Annotated in this window: 17 protein-coding genes; 9 read left to right on the top strand and 8 right to left on the bottom strand. The window is 75.7% G+C overall.

Annotated elements, in window-relative coordinates:
• Positions 1-8 precede the first annotated feature (8 nt).
• The 3 genes from murC to D1J60_RS27740 form a co-directional block, all read right to left on the bottom strand.
• The gene (gene murC, locus D1J60_RS27750) at positions 9-1,403 is read right to left on the bottom strand and encodes a UDP-N-acetylmuramate--L-alanine ligase (protein WP_125822922.1); all 1,395 of its coding nucleotides are present in this window, start codon (positions 1,401-1,403) and stop codon (positions 9-11) included.
• A gap of 90 nt (positions 1,404-1,493) precedes the next feature.
• Positions 1,494-1,961 carry an indole-3-glycerol phosphate synthase gene (locus tag D1J60_RS27745; RefSeq protein ID WP_125604418.1) on the bottom strand — a complete coding sequence of 156 codons (468 nt, stop codon included), beginning with the start codon at positions 1,959-1,961 and terminating at the stop codon, positions 1,494-1,496.
• Positions 1,962-2,105: 144 nt separating this feature from the next.
• Positions 2,106-2,909 carry a pyrimidine reductase family protein gene (locus tag D1J60_RS27740; RefSeq protein WP_125822921.1) on the bottom strand — a complete coding sequence of 268 codons (804 nt, stop codon included), beginning with the start codon at positions 2,907-2,909 and terminating at the stop codon, positions 2,106-2,108.
• A gap of 36 nt (positions 2,910-2,945) precedes the next feature.
• Here D1J60_RS27740 and zapE point away from each other — a divergent pair, with 36 nt between their 5' ends.
• From zapE to D1J60_RS27720, 4 genes are all read left to right on the top strand, one after another.
• Positions 2,946-4,052, top strand: coding sequence for a cell division protein ZapE (zapE, locus tag D1J60_RS27735; RefSeq protein WP_125822920.1), 1,107 nt, complete (start codon positions 2,946-2,948; stop codon positions 4,050-4,052).
• 62 nt (positions 4,053-4,114) lie between these two features.
• The gene (locus D1J60_RS27730; protein ID WP_125604412.1) at positions 4,115-4,540 is read left to right on the top strand and encodes an OsmC family protein; all 426 of its coding nucleotides are present in this window, start codon (positions 4,115-4,117) and stop codon (positions 4,538-4,540) included.
• Positions 4,541-4,698: 158 nt separating this feature from the next.
• Positions 4,699-6,039, top strand: a complete 1,341-nt coding sequence (locus D1J60_RS27725) for an alkaline phosphatase PhoX (RefSeq protein WP_125822919.1) — start codon at positions 4,699-4,701, stop codon at positions 6,037-6,039.
• A gap of 72 nt (positions 6,040-6,111) precedes the next feature.
• A complete protein-coding gene (locus D1J60_RS27720) occupies positions 6,112-7,017 on the top strand; it encodes a polysaccharide deacetylase family protein (RefSeq protein WP_241253415.1) in 906 nt (301 codons plus the stop codon).
• Positions 7,018-7,042: 25 nt separating this feature from the next.
• Here D1J60_RS27720 and D1J60_RS27715 read toward each other — a convergent pair whose 3' ends face one another.
• From D1J60_RS27715 to D1J60_RS27705, 3 genes are read right to left on the bottom strand one after another with little or no spacing between them, the layout of a single operon-like run.
• Positions 7,043-7,699 carry an ABC transporter gene (locus D1J60_RS27715; RefSeq protein WP_125822918.1) on the bottom strand — a complete coding sequence of 219 codons (657 nt, stop codon included), beginning with the start codon at positions 7,697-7,699 and terminating at the stop codon, positions 7,043-7,045.
• On the bottom strand, positions 7,696-8,526 hold the full coding sequence (locus tag D1J60_RS27710; RefSeq protein WP_125822917.1) for an ATP-binding cassette domain-containing protein: 831 nt from the start codon (positions 8,524-8,526) through the stop codon (positions 7,696-7,698). The genes D1J60_RS27715 and D1J60_RS27710 overlap by 4 nt, the downstream gene beginning before the upstream one ends.
• On the bottom strand, positions 8,523-9,197 hold the full coding sequence (locus tag D1J60_RS27705) for an AIM24 family protein (protein ID WP_125822916.1): 675 nt from the start codon (positions 9,195-9,197) through the stop codon (positions 8,523-8,525). The genes D1J60_RS27710 and D1J60_RS27705 overlap by 4 nt, the downstream gene beginning before the upstream one ends.
• Before the next feature lie 71 nt (positions 9,198-9,268).
• Between D1J60_RS27705 and D1J60_RS27700 the strand changes: the two genes are divergently transcribed.
• From D1J60_RS27700 to D1J60_RS27680, 5 genes are all read left to right on the top strand, one after another.
• Positions 9,269-10,018 carry a peptidyl-tRNA hydrolase gene (locus tag D1J60_RS27700; protein ID WP_206436581.1) on the top strand — a complete coding sequence of 250 codons (750 nt, stop codon included), beginning with the start codon at positions 9,269-9,271 and terminating at the stop codon, positions 10,016-10,018.
• A gap of 165 nt (positions 10,019-10,183) precedes the next feature.
• A complete protein-coding gene (locus D1J60_RS27695; RefSeq protein ID WP_125824213.1) occupies positions 10,184-11,464 on the top strand; it encodes a DUF692 domain-containing protein in 1,281 nt (426 codons plus the stop codon).
• Positions 11,461-12,492 carry a TIGR04222 domain-containing membrane protein gene (locus D1J60_RS27690; protein ID WP_206436580.1) on the top strand — a complete coding sequence of 344 codons (1,032 nt, stop codon included), beginning with the start codon at positions 11,461-11,463 and terminating at the stop codon, positions 12,490-12,492. The genes D1J60_RS27695 and D1J60_RS27690 overlap by 4 nt, the downstream gene beginning before the upstream one ends.
• A gap of 84 nt (positions 12,493-12,576) precedes the next feature.
• A complete protein-coding gene (locus D1J60_RS27685; RefSeq protein WP_125822914.1) occupies positions 12,577-13,317 on the top strand; it encodes a TIGR04222 domain-containing membrane protein in 741 nt (246 codons plus the stop codon).
• A gap of 113 nt (positions 13,318-13,430) precedes the next feature.
• On the top strand, positions 13,431-15,164 hold the full coding sequence (locus D1J60_RS27680) for an alpha/beta hydrolase (protein ID WP_241253414.1): 1,734 nt from the start codon (positions 13,431-13,433) through the stop codon (positions 15,162-15,164).
• A 111-nt stretch (positions 15,165-15,275) separates the two neighbouring features.
• Here D1J60_RS27680 and hemQ read toward each other — a convergent pair whose 3' ends face one another.
• Complete coding sequence (hemQ, locus tag D1J60_RS27675) at positions 15,276-15,989, bottom strand: hydrogen peroxide-dependent heme synthase (RefSeq protein ID WP_125822913.1); 714 nt, start codon at positions 15,987-15,989, stop codon at positions 15,276-15,278.
• Positions 15,990-16,012: 23 nt separating this feature from the next.
• Positions 16,013-17,491, bottom strand: coding sequence for a protoporphyrinogen oxidase (hemG, locus tag D1J60_RS27670; protein WP_125822912.1), 1,479 nt, complete (start codon positions 17,489-17,491; stop codon positions 16,013-16,015).
• Positions 17,492-17,513: the final 22 nt, after the last annotated feature.

The following is a 17,513-nucleotide window of genomic DNA, read 5'->3' as shown; positions in this document are numbered from 1 at the left end:
CCGCTCCCTCAGTTCGACAGGCGGGCGAGGATCCGGGGTCCCAGATCCGTGACGTCGCCGGCGCCCATCGTCAGAACGAGATCGCCGGGCTTGGCCATTCCCGCGATCACGTCGGCGACGGCGCCCTTGTCGTGCTCGGCGGCGACGTCGGCGCCGGCGGTGCGGGCGGCGGAGATGATCAGCTCGCTGGTGACGCCGGGGATCGGGTCCTCGCGGGCCGGGTAGATGTCGAGGACCACGGAGGCGTCGGCCAGGGCGAGGGCCTGGCCCATCTCCTTGCCCAGTTCCTGGGTGCGGGAGAAGAGGTGGGGCTGGAAGACGACCAGGATGCGGGAGTCGCCGGCGGCGCCGCGGATGGCTTCCAGGTCGGCGGTCATCTCGGTGGGGTGGTGCGCGTAGGAGTCGATGACCTGGACGCCGGCTGCTTCGCCCTTGAGCTGGAGGCGGCGCTTGACGCCGGTGTACTTGCCGAGGGCGGCGGCGAGGTCGTCGGCCGGGATGCCGAGGGCGACGCCGGCGGTGAGGGCGGCGACGGCGTTGTGGGCGTAGTGGCGGCCGGGGACGGAGACGGTGAAGACGATCTCACGGCCGTCCATCACGACGGCGACCTCGCTGGTCAGGCCGCGGGGGGTGATCTCGCGGATCCGGACGTCGGCGTTCTCGTCCTCGCCGTAGGTCTTGACGGTCAGGCCGGGGTTGCCGCTGACGCGGCGGGCGATCTCGGCGGCGCCTTCCTGGCCGTGGGCGACGACGAGGGTGCCACCGGGGACGATCTTGCCGACGAAGGTCTCGAAGGACTCGTAGATCTCGTCCATCGACGCGTAGTTCGCGTGGTGGTCGAGCTCGGCGTTGAGGATGATCGCGACCTGCGGGGTGTACTTGTGGAAGCTGCGGTCGCTCTCGTCCGCCTCGGCGACGAAGACGTCGCCCTCGCCGTGGTGGGCGTTGGAGCCGGGGGCGTCCAGGTCGCCGCCGATGGCGTACGAGGGGTCGAGGCCCAGGGCGCTGAGCGCGACGGCCAGCATCGAGGTGGTGGTGGTCTTGCCGTGGGTGCCGGCGACGGCGATCGGGCGCAGGCCGTCCATGACGGAGGCGAGGGCGTCCGAGCGGTGCACGACGGGGATGCCGAGCTCGGCGGCGCGGGCCAGCTCGGGGTTGTCGGCGCGGATGGCGCTGGAGACGACGACGCAGGTGGCGTCGGTGGCGAGGTGGCCGGCGGCGTGCCCGATGTGGACCGTGGCCCCGTGGGCGCGCAGCGCCTGGGCGGTCTCGGAGTCACGGGAGTCGCTGCCGGCCACCTGCGCGCCGCGCTGGGCGAGGATCTTCGCGATGCCGGACATGCCGGCGCCGCCGATGCCGATGAAGTGGGGCCGTTCCATCGCGGTCGGCAGGCCGGGCTTCATTCAGGTCGCTCCAGGATCGAGTGCGGGGGCCCGCCGGGGTGGGGCCGGGGACGTGTCCGGGGGTGGGCCCGGGGGTGTGTCCGCCCCAGCCTATTCGTTGTGGGCGAAGAGCTTGAGCACCGGAACCTCCACTTTGTGCCGGGCGCGGGAGGCCCAGTCCCGGTGGAAGAACTCCTCGACCAGGTGGGGGGCGGTCAGGACGATCACCTCGTCGGCCGCGGTCTCGTCGACGACGGCCTTCAGTTTGTCGAGCGGGTGGTCCTCGACGATCTGGCCGACGGCCTTTGCGCCCTTGGCGCGCAGGGCGGCGAGCGAGTGTGCGAGCGCCTGTGCTGCGGGCCCCCGGGCGGCCTCGCCCTCGGGCACGTCGGCCTCGTGGAGGGCCTCGGGCAGTTCGCCGAGCGCCACGTCGTCGATGGCGCGCAGCAGCCGGTCCTGGTCACCCCTGGGTTGCATGAGGACGAAGAAGGAGACCGGGTCGTCTCCGTGCAGAGTGGTGACGAAGTCCACGTCCACCGTGGTAAGCGGCTGCTCGATCATCAATACGCTCGTGAACACGGACGCCTCTCCTTCATGGGCCGAGGCCGTCGGCCGGCCCCTGCGGAAACCATCCTGCCCCGCCTGCGCGCGGGGCCTCGCGAGTATGTGTGCCCAGGTATGTGCCCGTCGGAAGCTAAGCGGAACGAGAAATTCCGCTCCTTGTCAGATCCGACGGTAGCTGGTGAACAGGAACCCGGCCTCCTCCAGTACGCAGGCGGGCGCCAGCCGGTGCGGAACCGTCACGGAGGGCCCGCCGGAGATCCGCTGGGCGCCGCCCGCCGTGAGCGTCGGCGAGATCGTCAGGCACAGCTCGTCCAGGACGTCGGCCGCCACGAACTGCCCCAGCAGCCGGGGCCCGCCCTCGGTCAGCTGCCGCCGCAGCCCCCGGGCGGCCAGCTCGCGCACCGCCCGCTCCGGGTCCGCCCCGGCCCCCTCGCCCGCCACCACGACCTCGGCCCCGGCCGCGGCGGCCGCGGCCACCCGGTCGGAGGGGGCCCCGGCCCCGGTGACCACCAGGGTGGGGACCAGCGGCGAGGTGAACAGGGGCAGGGTGAAGTCCAGGTCCAGGCTCGCGGTCACCACCGCGATGGCGGGGGCGGGACCCTGCCCCGCGGCCGCACGCCGGGCCGCGAAGGCCTCCCGGGCCCGCGCCGGGCGGTAGCCCTCCTGGCGAACCGTTTCCGCCCCCACGACCACCACGTCGGCCAGTGCCCGCAGAGTCCCGAAGATCCGCATGTCGGTCTCGCCCGAGATGGGCTGGGAGCGCCCGTCGTGCTGGGCCGCGCCGTCCAGCGTGGACACCATGTTGGCGCGCAGCCAGTGGGCGTCGGGGGCCAGCTCCGGGTACGCGTAGGCGTCGGCGAGCTCGTCCAGCGACCACTCCCGGTCGGCGGACGGCCACGCACCGTCGGCAGGGCCCCCGGGAGCGGCGGATGTCTGATCGGTCACAGGGAACAGGCGTCGCATCGGTGCAGTGTGACACGCCCCGTAGAGTTGAGAGCTGTGTCGACATCTCTCTCCACCTCCGGCCCTGCCTCCGGGCAGCCCCCCATAGCCGACGCGGGCCCCCTCGCCCTGTGCGCCCGCGAGCCGCGCGTGCCGGCCGAACGGCTGGTGGCCGAGATGGTCCCGCCGCCCCGCTTCGACTCGGTGCGCTTCGACACCTACAACCCCGACCCGGCCCAGCCGAGCCAGGCCGAGGCCGTCACGGTGCTGAGCGGCTTCGCCGCCGGGCTGGGCGGCGCCCACGCCAGCGGCGCCGGCAAGCGCAGGTGGTTCCAGAAGAAGGCACCCGCCCCGGCCGCCGGCCCGCGCGGGGTCTACCTCGACGGCGGCTACGGCGTCGGCAAGACCCACCTCCTCGCCTCCCTCTGGCACGCCACCCCCGCCGAGCCCGCGCTCAAGGCCTTCGGCACCTTCGTTGAGCTCACGAACCTGGTGGGCGCGCTCGGCTTCCAGCAGACCGTCCAGACCCTGGGCGGGCACCGGCTGCTGTGCATCGACGAGTTCGAGCTCGACGACCCGGGCGACACCGTTCTGGTCTCCTCCCTGCTCAGCCGCCTCGTCGAGCAGGGCGTGGCACTGGCCGCCACTTCCAACACGCTGCCCGGCAAGCTCGGCGAGGGCCGCTTCGCCGCCGCCGACTTCCTGCGCGAGATCCAGGGCCTCTCCGCCCACTTCCGGCCGCTGCGCATCGACGGCCAGGACTACCGCCACCGCGGCCTGCCCGAGGCCCCCGCGCCCTTCTCCGACGAGCAGGTCGCCAAGGCCGCGTACGCCACCCCGGGCGCGAGCCTCGACGACTTCCCGGGCCTGCTGGACCACCTGGCGAAGGTCCACCCGAGCCGCTACGGGGCGCTGACGGACGGGATAGCGGCGGTCTGCCTGACCGACGTCGTCCCGGTGCCGGACCAGTCGACGGCGCTGCGCCTGGTGGTGCTGGCCGACCGGCTCTACGACCGCGAGGTCCCGGTCCTGGCCTCCGGCGTGCCCTTCGACCGGCTGTTCAGCGACGACATGCTCAACGGCGGTTACCGGAAGAAGTACTTCCGAGCCATATCGCGGCTCACCGCGCTCGCCCGCGACGCGAAACCCCTGGTCTCCCAGTAGGTTTGGCACGGCCGGGTCGCTCCTCGCGGCCCGGCCGTTTCCACTTCCGCGAAGGGATCACCATGGCCACCACGCGTCACGCGCACACCGTCTGGGAAGGCAACCTGCTGGAGGGCAAGGGCGTCGTCTCCCTCGACTCCTCGGGCATCGGCTCGTACGACGTCTCCTGGCCCTCCCGCGCCGAGGCCGCCAACGGCAAGACCAGCCCCGAGGAGCTGATCGCGGCCGCCCACTCCAGCTGCTTCTCGATGGCCCTCTCCCACGGCCTCGCCGGCGCCGGCAACCCTCCCACCCGCCTGGAGACCAAGGCCGACGTCACCTTCCAGCCGGGTGAGGGCATCACCGGCATCCACCTGACGGTGCGCGGTGAGGTCCCGGGCCTCGACGCGCAGGGCTTCGCCGCCGCCGCCGAGGACGCGAAGAAGAACTGCCCGGTCAGCCAGGCCCTGACGGGTACGACGATCACCCTGAGCGCCGAGCTCGTCTGATCCCCTCCCCCTCGTCACCGCCGGGCCCCGCGCGCACGCCGCGCCGGGGCCCGGTGGGGTGACGGGGGCGGGTGCCCGCACGCGTCGCGCGGGGGGCGCCCGCCCGGCGTGGTACCACGGGCCGGTCACATCTCCAGTGGTCCAGCGGGGAGTTGCCGATGTCCGTCACCCGACGCAGCCTGCTCGCGGCCGGCGCGGTCGCCTTCAGCGGAGCCCTCGGAGCGCTCTGGGCCCCCGGCCGGGCCCGCGCCTCCGCCCGGGGGTACGGGCCCCTGCTGCCCGACCCGGCCGGACTGCTGGACCTGCCCGCGGGGTTCTCGTACCGGGTCCTCTCGCGCGCCGGGGACCCGCTGCGCTCGGGCGAGGGCACGGTGCCGGCCAACTGCGACGGCATGGCCGCCTTCGGCGCGGGCGGCGGCCGGCTCCGGCTGGTCCGCAACCACGAGAACCGCGCCACCGCCGCACTGCGGGTCCCCGCCGTGGACGGGCTCACGTACGACCCCGGGGCGCTGGGCGGCTGCACGGTGCTGGAGCTGGACCCGGCCGGCGCGGTGCGCTCCGAGCGGGTCGGCCTCGCCGGGACCGCCGTCAACTGCGTGGGCGGGCGCACCCCCTGGAACACCTGGCTGAGCTGCGAGGAGACCGAGGACCGGGCCGGCGACTCGGGGTACTCCCGGGACCACGGGTACGTCTTCGAGGTGGACCCCGCCGACCCGCACCGGCTCGGCGCCGTCCCGCTGACCGCGCTGGGCCGCTTCGCGCACGAGGCCGTCGCCGTGGACCCGTACCGGGGGGTGGTCTACGAGACCGAGGACGCGTTCGTGAAGCCCTTCGGGCTGTTCTGCCGGTTCCTGCCCGCGCGGCCGCTCGGCGGGCCCGGCTCCCTGCGGGCGGGCGGCCTGCTGGAGGCGATGCGGGTGCCCGGGGTGGCGGACCTGTCGGCGGTGGACGAGCCGGGGGCGGAGTTCCCGGTGGAGTGGGTCCCCGTACCGGATCCCGCCGCGGCCGTGACGCCGGTCCGCTTCCAGGACTTCGGGCCGCGCGGGATCACCCACGCGCAGAAGCTGGAGGGCTGCTACTGGGGAGGCACCGGGGTGTACTTCGTCTCCAGCTACGCCCGCGGCCGCGAGGGGGCCGCCGCCGACCACCACGGGCAGGTGTGGTTCCACGACCCGGTGAGCGGCCGGGTCCGGCTGGAGGTGCTCTTCGGCCCGGCGGCGGACACCGCCCTGCCCGGGGACTCCCCCGACAACATCTGCCTGGCGCCCGACGGGGGGCTGATGGTGTGCGAGGACGGCGGCGGCGAGCAGTACGTCTTCGGGGTCACCCCGGGCGGGGAGGTCTACCCGGTGGCCCGCAACGCGGACGGCATCGGCACGCCCGGGGCGCCCGAGTGGGGGGAGTTCGCGGGGGTGACCTTCTCCCCCGACGCGCGGACGATGTACGTCAACGCCTACGCGCCGGGCACCACCTTCGCGGTCACCGGCCCCTGGCGGTGACCCGCCGGCCGACTTCGACGCCCGGGAGTGCCGTAAACGTCTGCTTGCCACATAGTCATATATTTTGCGTACGTGACCCTTTCTGTACGCAAAGTTGCGGCCGTGGCCGTGCTCGGCGCCGCCCTCACGGGATGCGGGGGTGGCCCCTCGGGCCCCCGGCAGGGTGCCGGGCAGGCCCGACTGGCCGGCCCCGCGGCCTCCGGCCCGGCCACCGCGTCCACCCAGGCCTCCCCCTCCCCCTCCGCATCCCCCTCCCCGCTGCCCGGCGCGCCCGCCAAGGTGCCGGTCCTGACCCCCGGCGCGAACGGCCTGACCCCCGTCTTCGAGCGGACCCGGCAGCGCTCCGAGAAGACGGTGGCGCTCACCTTCGACGCCGACATGACCTCCGATCAGGGACCGCGCGCCGCCTCGGGCGAGCGCTTCGACAACCCCGGCCTGATCGACACCCTGCGCCGGCTGAAGGTGCCCTCGACCGTCTTCATGACCGGCCGCTGGGCCGAGGAGTACCCCGACCAGGCCAAGTCCATCGGCACGGACCCGAACTTCGAGATCGCCAACCACTCGTACAGCCACCACGCCTTCAAGTCCCCCTGCTACGGGCTCCCCGCACTGGACTACGAGGCCGCGCGGGCCGACGTGGAGCGGGCCTTCGCGGCGTTCGGGAAGGCGGGCGCGGTCAACACCGTCCCGTACTTCCGCTTCCCCGGCGGCTGCTACGACGACCAGGCGCTGAAGGCCCTGGCCCCGGCGAAGGTCACGGCCGTGCAGTGGGACGTGGTCAGCGGGGACGCCTTCGCCAAGGACCCCGACGCGGTGGCGGAGCAGGTGCTGGCCGGGGTCAAGCCCGGGTCGGTGGTGGTCATGCACTGCACGCGCAGCGCGGCCCCGGTGACCGAACAGGCGATCCAGAAGATCGTCCCCGAACTGCGAAAGCGGGGATTCCGCTTCGTCAAGGTGTCGGAGCTGATGGGGAAGTAACGTTCCTTCCCCATCGACCCCGGGGTCAGGCGCGCCGCGTGCTGACCAGGCAGGCCACCGCACCCGCCGCCCCGGCCAGCAGCGCCGACCCCGCCAGCGCCCCGAGCGGGAACGGGGCGGTGCCCGCGCGGGCCGCCCCGACCAGGGCGGACACCGCGCTGCGGGCCGGGGAGAAGGGCAGCACCCAGGCCAGCAGCGAGCCCACGCCTCCGGCCAGGACGGCGTGGCCGCGGCCGCGGAGCAGCGGCCGGCTGCACACCGCGCCCACGGCCGTCCCCGTCAGGGCGCACACCGCCCACGCCACCGCCCCGGCGAGGGCCGTACCGGCCGGGGGCTGGTACGTGAGGTCGCCGGCCGACAGGGCGTAGGCCGCTCCCGCGGCCCCGGCGAGCAGCGTCCCGGCCAGCGCGGTCAGCAGGGCCGCGGCGTGTACGCGTACCGGACCGGCCGCGGCGGCGGAGACGGCACGGGCCGCCGGGGGTTCGGCGGTGACGCAGATCCGGACCAGCCAGACGCTCAGCGGTACCAGGCCGGCCGCCGTGTAGCCGAGGGCGTCGAGCGCTGGGTCGCCGGAGCGGACGCCGACCGCGACGAACGCCGCGTACACGACGAGCGGGCCGATCCAGTGCTGGGAACGCAGCAGCAGGGCGCCCTGGTAGCGCAGCAGGGCGGGGACGGTCACGGCAGTTCCTCCACGGAGCGGATGTGCCAGGGCGGGCCGGCGGTGAGCAGCTCGCGCAGCACGGCGTCGGAGCGGGCGGCGTCCACGGTCAGCAGCACCCCGCCGTCGGGGGCGGGTTCGGCCGCCGCTGCCAGGCCCGGGGGCGGTGCGGCGCCGGGCGGGCCGGCCGCGTGGATCCGTACGGCGGGTGCGCGCGGGCCGGGGCGCGCCGCCGCGGCCGCGGTCTCCAGGGTGCCGCCGCGGACCCGGTAGTGGACGTCGGGCAGGCCGGCCAGCCGGGCGGGATCGTGGTCGACGAAGACGACGGTGCCGCCGGCGGCGGTGCGTTCGGCGACGGCCCGGTCCAGTTCCGCCCGGGCGGGCGCGTCCAGCCCGGTCCAGGCCTCGTCGAGGACGAGCAGGCCGGGCCCGGCGAGCAGGGCCTGGGCGACGGCCACCTTCTGGCTGGTGCCCTTGGACAGTTCGGCCATCGGGGTGCGGGCGTAGGCGGCGGCACCGAACCGTTCCAGGGCCTCGGCCGCGCGCCGGGCCGCCCGCGCGCCCGTCAGGCCGTGCACGCGGCCCAGGTGGGTCAGGTAGGCGCCGGCCGTGAGCGGCAGGGCCGCCGGGAAGCGTTCGGGGACGTAGGCGGTGCGGGGCGGGCGGCCCTCGATCCGGCCCTCGGTCGGCGTGTCGATGCCCGCGACGATCCGCAGCAGGGTGGACTTGCCGCCGCCGTTGCCGCCCTCGACGCGGACCAGGGCGCCGGCCGGCAGCTCGGCCGTGACCCCGCGCAGGATCCAGGGCCGGCGCCGTCCGTAGCGGCGGCCCACGCCGGTGAGGTTCAGTGCGCGGCCGCCGTCTCGGTGAGCTCGCTGGGCCGGACGATGACGAAGCCCTCGCCGCTCAGCTTCAGCTGGACGGCCTCGCCTGAGCCGCCGCGGATCATGGAGCCGACGGACTGGGAGCGGTGCAGCCCGGTCTCCAGCGCCGCGCTCCAGCCGACGACCGCGTCCGTGTCCACGTACACCGGCGCCTGGGCGGTGACGGGGATGATGATCGGGTTGCCGTCGCAGACCACGGCGAGCTTGCCGGTGCCGGTGAAGAGGCTGTTGAAGAGGCCGCCGCCGGTCATGCCGGCGCCCTTCACCATCCTGATCTCGTAGGACAGCGTCGGGTCGAAGCAGAGCACGTTGCGCCCGTTGATCGTCAGGGCGTCGCCGGGCTCGAAGTCGATGACGAAGCAGTTGCCGGCCTGGTGCGCGAACCAGGCCTCGCCCTGGCCCCGTACGGACATCAGCGCGAGCCCCTCGCCGGTGACGGCCCGCTTGAGCATGCCGCCTATGCCCTGGCCCTTGCGCTCGAACTGGAGGTTCCCGCGGAAGGCGACCATCGACCCCTGACGGGCGAACATCTCCCCGTTCACGGCGTACTTCACGGACTTGGCGTTCTGCAGGGTCATACCCGGTGCGGTGGCGGGCTGGACGAGGTTCTCACTCGCGAAAAGGTCGCTCTTCATGGAGCCGATCCTCACCCGCGCCGCCCACCCGGGACATCATCCTGAAGGCGGAGGCTGGCATCCTTGGGAGGATGAGCAGCCAGCACGTGAACGAGACCACAGACGTACCCGCGGTCGGCGCGGACAGCGCCTTCCGGCGCGAGCACGCCCTGCGCGACGAGGCCCCGCAGTTCGTCCTGCCGCTGGTGGTGCGGATCGAGAAGGCCGAGCCGCCGGCGCGGACCGACGCGCTGGAGACGGCGGCCCGCGCGGTGCTGGTGCTGCTGACGGACGAGCGTTCCCACGGCGAGGGCGAGTGGGCCGAGGCCGTGCGCGACTGGCAGGACGCGCGGATCCGCAAGGTGGTCCGGCGGGCGCGGGGGGCGGAGTGGCGCAAGGCCGGGACCCTGCCCGGCGTCACGGTGGAGGGGAGCGCCTGCGAGGTCCGGGTCTTCCCGCCGGTCCCCCTGGACGGCTGGCCCAAGGAGCTGGCCAAGCTCCAGGTGTCGGGCACCGACCTCGACGACCCGGAGCCGGCCGGTCCGGTTGAGCCGGGGATCCCGGTGCTGTGGCTCAACCCGGAACTCGACATGTCGGCGGGCAAGGCGATGGCCCAGGCGGGGCACGCGGCGCAGCTGGCCTGGTGGGAGCTGACGGCGGCCGAGCGCGCCCTGTGGCGGGCGTCCGGCTTCCGGCTGGCGGCGCGCACCGCCCCGCGCGAGCGGTGGGCGGAGCTCGCCGGCGGCGGGCTGCCGGTGGTCCGCGACGCCGGCTTCACGGAGATCGCCCCGGGCTCCTGCACGGTGGTCGCGGACCACCCTGCCCTGCGCGCGCGGCTCTGAACCGGCGGGGCGGATCCGCCCTGGTGGGGCGTGAGACGCCGGTGCCCGGCCGGGGAACCTCAAATGTTGCTCTGAACGTCCCCCCCTGGTGGTTGGCCGGCCCGCGCCGGGGCCATCACTTCGGCATACGGTCCGCGTAAAGGGGGCGAGGGGGACATGAAGCCCATGGAACGCCTGGGGGTGGGCATCGGCTGGCGGCCGGAGATCGCGGACGCGGTCGAGCGGCTGGACGGCCTGGACTGGGTCGAGGTGGTGGCGGAGAACGTCTGCCCGGGCCACCTGCCCGAGTCCCTGGTGCGGTTGCGCGAGCGGGGGGTCCGCGTCGTGCCGCACGGGGTCTCGCTGGGCCTGGGCGGGGCCGACCGCCCCGACCCGGCGAAGCTGGCGGCGCTCGGGGAGCGGGCGGTGGAGCTGGGGGCGCCGCTGGTCACGGAGCACATCGCCTTCGTGCGCACGTCCTCGCCGCTGCTGGAGGCCGGGCACCTGCTGCCGGTGCCCCGGACCCGGGACGCGCTCGCCGTGCTGTGCGAGAACGTGCGGATCGCGCAGGACGCGCTGCCCGTGCCGCTGGCGCTGGAGAACATCGCCGCCCTGGTGTCGTGGCCCGGGGAGGAGCTGACGGAGGGGCAGTTCCTGACGGAGCTGGTCGAGCGGACCGGGGTGCGGCTGCTCATCGACGTGGCGAACCTGCACACCAACCGCGTCAACCGCGGCGAGGACCCGGCCGCCGTGCTGGACGCGGTCCCGCTGGAGGCGCTGGCGTACGTGCACGTGGCCGGGGGCGTGGAGCGCGACGGCGTCTGGCACGACACCCACGCGCACCCCGTGCCGCCGGTGGTGCTCGACGTGCTGGCCCGGCTGCGCGAGCGGGTGGACCCGCCCGGGGTCCTGCTGGAGCGGGACGACGACTTCCCGCCCGAGGCGGAGCTGGCCGCCGAAGTGGCGCGGATCCGGGCGGTGGTGGACGCGGGCGGGCCGCCGGGGACCGTGCGGCAGCGGGTGGTCCTGCGCGAGGAGCCCCTGGCGCCGGCCGGTGAGGCCGCGCGGACCCGGCTGGCGCTGGGGCAGGCGGCCCTGCTGTCGGCGCTGGTCGCCGGTACGCCCGTGCCGGAGGGTTTCGACCGGCGGCGCGTCGGGGTGCAGGCGCGGGCGCTGGCCGCCAAGCGGGCCTCGGTCGTCGCGAAGGTCGCGCCGGAACTGCCCGGGATCCTGGGCGGTCCGGCCGCCTACCGCACCGCGTTCCTCGGGTACGCCCGCGGCCGCCCGATGACGGCCGGGTACCGCCGCGACGCGCTGGACTTCGCCGAGCACCTCCTCGTACGGGACCTGCCGGCCGACCCGGCCGCGCGGCGCCGGCTGACCGCCTGGTGGCGGGAGCGGGCCGGGGCGCGGCCGCGGGGCCGTGTCGCGCGCTGGGCCCGCGCCCTGGTCGGGCGGACGCGGTGAACGGGCTCGCCGTCGCCGTCTGGGCGGCCGTCGCCCTCTCCACCGTCCTGCTGCTGCTGGCCGTGCGCCGCGCCCGGCCGCCGGTGACCCGGCCCGCCCCGGAGCTGCACGACCTGGCGGAGGCCGCGTTCCTCGCGGGCGGCCCCGGCACCGTGGTCGACAGCGCGCTGGTCTCGCTGCTCGGGGACGGCCGGCTGGCCGTCGGCGGCCCGGGCATCGTGCAGGCCCGGCCCGGGGCGCGGGGCGCGGACCCCGCCGAGCGGGCCGTGCTGCGGGCGCTCGCGCAGGCGCCGTCCGGGTGGCTCTACCAGGTGCGGTACGCCGCCATGCGCGAGCCGGCCGTGCAGGAGACCGGGGACGCGCTGGCGGCCCGCGGGCTGCTCGCGGCGCCGGGGGCGGGGCGCGGGGCGCGGCGCTGGGGGCTGGTGCAGGCGGTGGTGTGCGTGGCGCTGATGCCGGTGTCGCTGCCGCTCACCTTCGTGTTCTGGTCGCTGGACGCGGATCCCGGGGTGCCGTTCGTCCTGGCGGTGCTCCCGGCGCTGGTGGGCGGCCTGGTCGCGGGCGTGGTGTGCGCGCGGCGGGCGAGGCTGCGGATCACCCCTGCGGGGCGGCGGGCGCTGGCCCGCTTCCGGCAGCGGTACGCGGCCGATCCGGCGCCGCGGGTGCAGACCGCGCTGTTCGGGCTGCGGGGCCTGCGGGACCCGTACCTGCGCGAGCAGCTGGTGCCGGCGGCCCGCGGCACCCGGCTGGCGGCGGCCCAGTCGCGGGGGCACGGGCGCGGGTCGTCGGACGTGTTCGGGGCGGCGTCGCAGGAGCTGCTCCCGGTGCTGTGGTGCGCGGGCGGCGACGGCGGCGGATCGTCCGGGTCCGGGGGCTGCGGATCCTCTGGAAGCAGCTGTTCCGGCGGCTCCGGTCCGGGCTGCTCGGGCGGTTCCGGTTCGAGCTGCGGTGGTTCCTCCGGTTCGAGCTGCTCCAGTGGTTCGAGTTGCAGCAGTTCCTCCGGTTCCAGTTGCTCCAGCAGTTCCTGACCGACCATCACCACCGCATCACGAGCTGCTCACGCTTGGGCACCGGCCGCCTGAAAGGGGCTCCGGCGGCTGTAGAAATCGGCCATGTTCTGGATCTTGTTCCTGCTGCTGGCCTGGGCCGGGGTGCTGACCTCGGCCGCCCGCCTGCTGCGGGCCGCCACCGAGGCCGCCGACCCGGCGCCGCGCCCCGCCTCGGCCCGGCGGCCGGGGGCGCTGAACCTGTACGAGGCCGCGTACCTGGCCGGCGGCCCGGAGCGGGTCGCCGTGCTGACCCTGCTGTCGATGGAACGCCGGCAGCGGCTGCTGCTGGCCCGCACGGGCTGGGCCACCGTGCTCGACCCGGTCGCCCGTGACGCCCACGAGCGGGCCGTGCTGGCCGCGTTCGGCCCCGACGGCCAGTGCCCGGTGCCGGCCCTGCGGGAGGCCGCCGCCGCGCACCCGGCCGTACGGGCCCTCGCGGACCGGCTGGACGAGGCGGGCCTGGCGGTGCCGCGCGGGGTGCGGGACGCGGTGGCGGACGGGGTCCGGTCGGTGCGGTGGGCCGCCGTGCTGGTGGCGGCCATGGCGGGGGCCGCGCTGGCGGTACCGGCGGACGGGGCGGACGTGTCGAAGGTGCTGTACTGGTTCGCCCTGCCGATGCTGCTCGCGGTGTGCTGCCTGGCCATCGCCCGCCCGGGCGGCCCCTGGGCCTCCCCGGCGGGCCAACGCCTCCTGGCCGCCCTGGACCACGACCGCACCCCCGGCGACCCCCTGGCGGCCGTGGCCGTCCGCGGCCTGAGCGCCCTCCCCGACCCGGACCTGCGCGCGGCCCTGGGGCGCTCCTGAGGGCCGGCGCTCCGTCAAGCGGGCGTACCGGGGCCGGTGTTCCGGCGGTTCGCCCGGGGCCGCACACGGAGCTGGCATTTCATCGGACGGGACGATGAGATGAAGGGGTCGCCATGCGGACCAGCCGGACGACGACGCTCACGCGGCAGGGGGTCGCCGTGGCGGCGCTCTGCCTCGCCCTGTGCGCCCCCGCGCCGGCCCGGGCGAGCGGGCCCGGGCCGGGGGGCGGGGGCGGGCGGGTCGACGCCGAGGATGCCGGGGCCGAGCTGGTCGTGCGACGGGCCGCCGCTGCCGCCGCCGGGCCGCGGCCGGCGGGCGGGGCTCCGGCGGCGGGGACCCGGCCCGTGGTCCGGCCCACCGCCGCCGGGCTGGAGTTCCGGCCGTGTCCCGCCGTCGAGGAACTGCCCGACCCCGTGCGGTGCGCCACCCTGCGGGTCCCGCTCGACTACGCCCGCCCCGACGGCCCGCAGATCTCCCTCACCGTCAGCCGGGTCCCCGCCACCGGCCGCGGCGGCGCCGTCCGGCAGGGCGCGCTCGTGTTCAACCCCGGCGGGCCGGGCGCCTCCGGGATGACCTTCCCGCTGCTGGCCGGCCGGCCCGCCTGGGCCCGCGTCGCGGCCGCCTACGACCTGGTCGGCTACGCCCCGCGCGGGGTCGGCCGTTCCGCCCCGCTGACCTGCCAGGACCCCGCCGAGTGGCCGAAGGGGCCGACGCAGGTCCCGGCCGAGCCCTCCGCCGCGTACAAGCGGGAGCGGCTGGACGCCGCCCGGGCCTACGCCCGGGGGTGCGCACGGCACGCCGGCCCCGCGCTCGGGTACTACACGACCCTGAACAACGCCCGCGACCTGGACGTGCTGCGGGCCGCCCTCGGCGAGCCGCGGCTGACCTTCATGGGGGCCTCGTACGGCACCTACCTCGGGGCCGTGTACGCCACCCGCCACCCCGAGCGGGTGCGCCGCATGGTCTTCGACTCGGCGGTCGACCCGGACCCGCGCCGCGTCTGGTACGCGAACAACCTCGCCCAGGCCCCGGCCTTCGAGCGCCGCTGGGCCGACTTCCGCGCCTGGGCGGCCCGCCACCACTCCGTGTACGGGCTCGGCACCACGGCGGGGGCCGTGCGGGAGAGCTACGAGAAGGTCCGCGCGGCCGTGGCCCGTACCCCGGCGGGCGGGCTCGTCGGGACGGGCGAGCTGCACGCGGCGTACCTGCAGACCGCGTACTACGACGACGTCTGGCCCGAGCGGGCCGCGGCCCTCGCCGCGTACCTGCGCGGGGACGAGGCCCCGCTCGTCCGGCAGGCGGCCCGCGACCCGGGCACGGCGCGGCGGGCGGCCAACGCGACCGCCGTCTACACGGCGGTGCTGTGCAACGACGCCCCCTGGCCCGGCGACTGGGAGACCTGGGACCGCGACAACACCGCGCTGGCCCGCCGGGCCCCCTTCGAGACCTGGGCCAACGCCTTCCTGAACCTGCCCTGCGCCTCCTGGCCGGTGTCCGAGCGGCAGCACCCCGTCAACGTCGGGGCCGTCGGGGCGGCGCCGGGCCGGCTGCCGGGGACGCTGATCGTCGCGGCGGAGCGGGACGGGGCGACGCCCCAAGCGGGCGCGCTGGAACTGCAGGGGCGGCTCGGCGCCCGGGCCGCGCTGGTCACGGAGCGGCGGGCGGGCACCCACGGGGTGGCCGGCGGACGCAACGCGTGCGTGGACCGGCATGTGGAGCGGTACCTGCTGACGGGCGCCACCCCGGGGTGGCGCGTCACGTGTGCGCCGCATCCGGAGCCCGCACCGGTGTCGCTGGACGACCGGGCAGCCGGCGCCTCCAGGGCGCTGCTGCCTCCGGCCGTCTGAACTTCCGGGCGGGATCTCCGGCTGCGTCGTTTCGGGGGCAGGGCCTCCCGATCCCCGGAGGCCACCCTTGTGTCACGGGTGTTCCTCCGGTCCTTCCCCCCAGGGGAGGTATCAGGCGAGCCCGGCGACCAGATCGGCGACGGACTTGCGGCGCCCGGTGTAGAAGGGCACCTCCTCGCGGACGTGCATGCGGGCCTCGGAGGCGCGCAGGTGGCGCATGAGGTCGACGATGCGGTAGAGCTCGTCGGCCTCGAAGGCCAGCAGCCACTCGTAGTCGCCCAGCGAGAAGGAGGCGACGGTGTTGGCGCGCACGTCGGGGTAGCCGCGGGCCATCTTGCCGTGGTCGGCGAGCATGCGGCGGCGGTCCTCGTCGGGCAGCAGGTACCAGTCGTAGCTGCGCACGAAGGGGTAGACGCTGACGTAGTCGCGGGCGACCTCGTCGGCCAGGAAGGCCGGGATGTGCGACTTGTTGAACTCGGCCGGGCGGTGCAGGGCCATGTTCGACCACACCGGCTCCAGGGCGCGGCCCAGCTTGGTGCGGCGGAACAGGTTGTAGGCGGTCTGCAGCTCGTCGGCGGTCTCGGCGTGCCACCAGATCATGATGTCCGCGTCGGCGCGCAGGCCGGAGACGTCGTAGGTGCCGCGGACCGTGATGTCCTTGGCGGCCAGCTGGTCGAACAGCTCCTGGACCTCGTCGGCGTAGCCGGTGCGGTCCTCGGGCAGGACGTCCTTCAGCTTGAAGACGGACCACAGGGTGTAGCGGATGACCTCGTTGAGGTCCTTCGCCTTCTTCCCCGCGTTGGGAATCTTCTCTGGTGCAGTCATGTGTCCATTGTCCCGTGTGCTGATCAGTGGTCTGTCCCAGGGGTGGCCGAAGCGGCGAGCACCGCGTCGGCCGCCTTCCCGGCGCTCGCGACGCAGGCGGGGATGCCGACCCCGTCGTAGAGGGCTCCGCAGACCGCGAGGCCCGGGAGGGCGGCCACGGCGGTACGGATCCGCTCGACGCGGGCGAGGTGGCCGACGGGGTACTGGGGCAGTCCGCCCTCCCAGCGGGTGACGGTGGCGGCCACCGGGCGGGCGGCCAGCCCGACGGCCTCGCCGAGGTCCCCGAGGGAGGCGTCGACCAGCTCGGAGTCCTCCCGTTCCAGGTCGCCCTCGTCGCCGTGCCGGCCGATGGAGGTGCGCAGCAGGAAGAGTTCCGGGTCGGCGCCGGCCCAGGCCCACTTGTTGCTGGAGAAGGTGGACGCCTTGATCGTGCGGCCGTCGACGGGCGGTACGAGGAACCCGCTGGCGCCGCCGTCGGCGACGGCGGCGGGCAGGTCGGAGCGCCGGAAGGCCATGGTGACCAGGGCCATGGAGGCGTACTCGGCCTCGCGCAGCGCGGCCGCGGCCGCCGGTGCGGGGCCGGCGAGCAGGCGGGCGGCGGGTCCGGCGGGGGTGGCGAGGACGACGGCGTCGGCGTCGAGTACCTCGCCGTCGGCGGTGATCCGCCAGCCGCCCGGCGTACGGGCGATCCCGCGCACGGGGGTGCCGGTGAGGATCCGCGCCCCGGCCGCCCGGCAGGCGTCGGCGACGGCAAGCGGGAGCCGGCCGATGCCGCCGGCGATCCCGGCGAAGAAGGCGCCGGTGGCGGCCGCGCCGGTGACGGTGGTCCGCTCGGCGGCCGCGCGGGCCGCGGCGCCGCTCTGGAGGGAGCGGACGCTGTCGGTGAGCGTGGGGTGGGTGCGTACGGCCTGGTAGAGGGCGGGGACGGCGGCGCGCATCGAGATGCGGTAGGCGTCGCCCGCGTAGACCCCTCCGAGCAGCGGTTCGACGAGCCGGTCGACGACCTCGCGCCCCATGCGGGCGGCGACGTACTCGCCGACGGCGACGTCCTCGCCGACCTCGGTGGGCGGCAGCGCGGTGTCGGCGGCGATGCGGGCGAGGCCCTCGGCGGACAGGACGCCGGAGGCGGCGAGCGGGGCGGTGTCGCCGGGGACGCCCATGACGTGCCCCTTGGGCATGTCGCGCAGGGCGCCGCGGGTCCACAGCCGGGCGGTGGCGGTGGCCGGGGGCTGGAGGGCGTCGCCGAGGCCGACGGCCCGGGCCAGCTCCAGGGCCTCGGGGCGGCGGGCGAGCACGGATTCGGCGCCGAGGTCGACGGGGAGTCCCGCGAGCTCTCCGGCGTGCAGCTTGCCGCCGAGGCGCGGGCCGGCCTCCAGGAGGGTGACGCGGAGCCCGTCGCCGAGGAGCCGGTGGGCGGCCGCGAGGCCGGAGATGCCGCCGCCGATGACGACGACGTGCCGCGGGGAGCCCGGCCGGTCCGTACGTGTGTCCGCTTCGTGCATGAACACATCGTCTCAGACCGGG

This window comes from Streptomyces sp. W1SF4, assembly GCF_003950035.1.
Classification (GTDB): Bacteria; Actinomycetota; Actinomycetes; order Streptomycetales; family Streptomycetaceae; genus Streptomyces; species Streptomyces racemochromogenes.
This window is presented reverse-complemented; position numbering and strand designations above follow the sequence as displayed.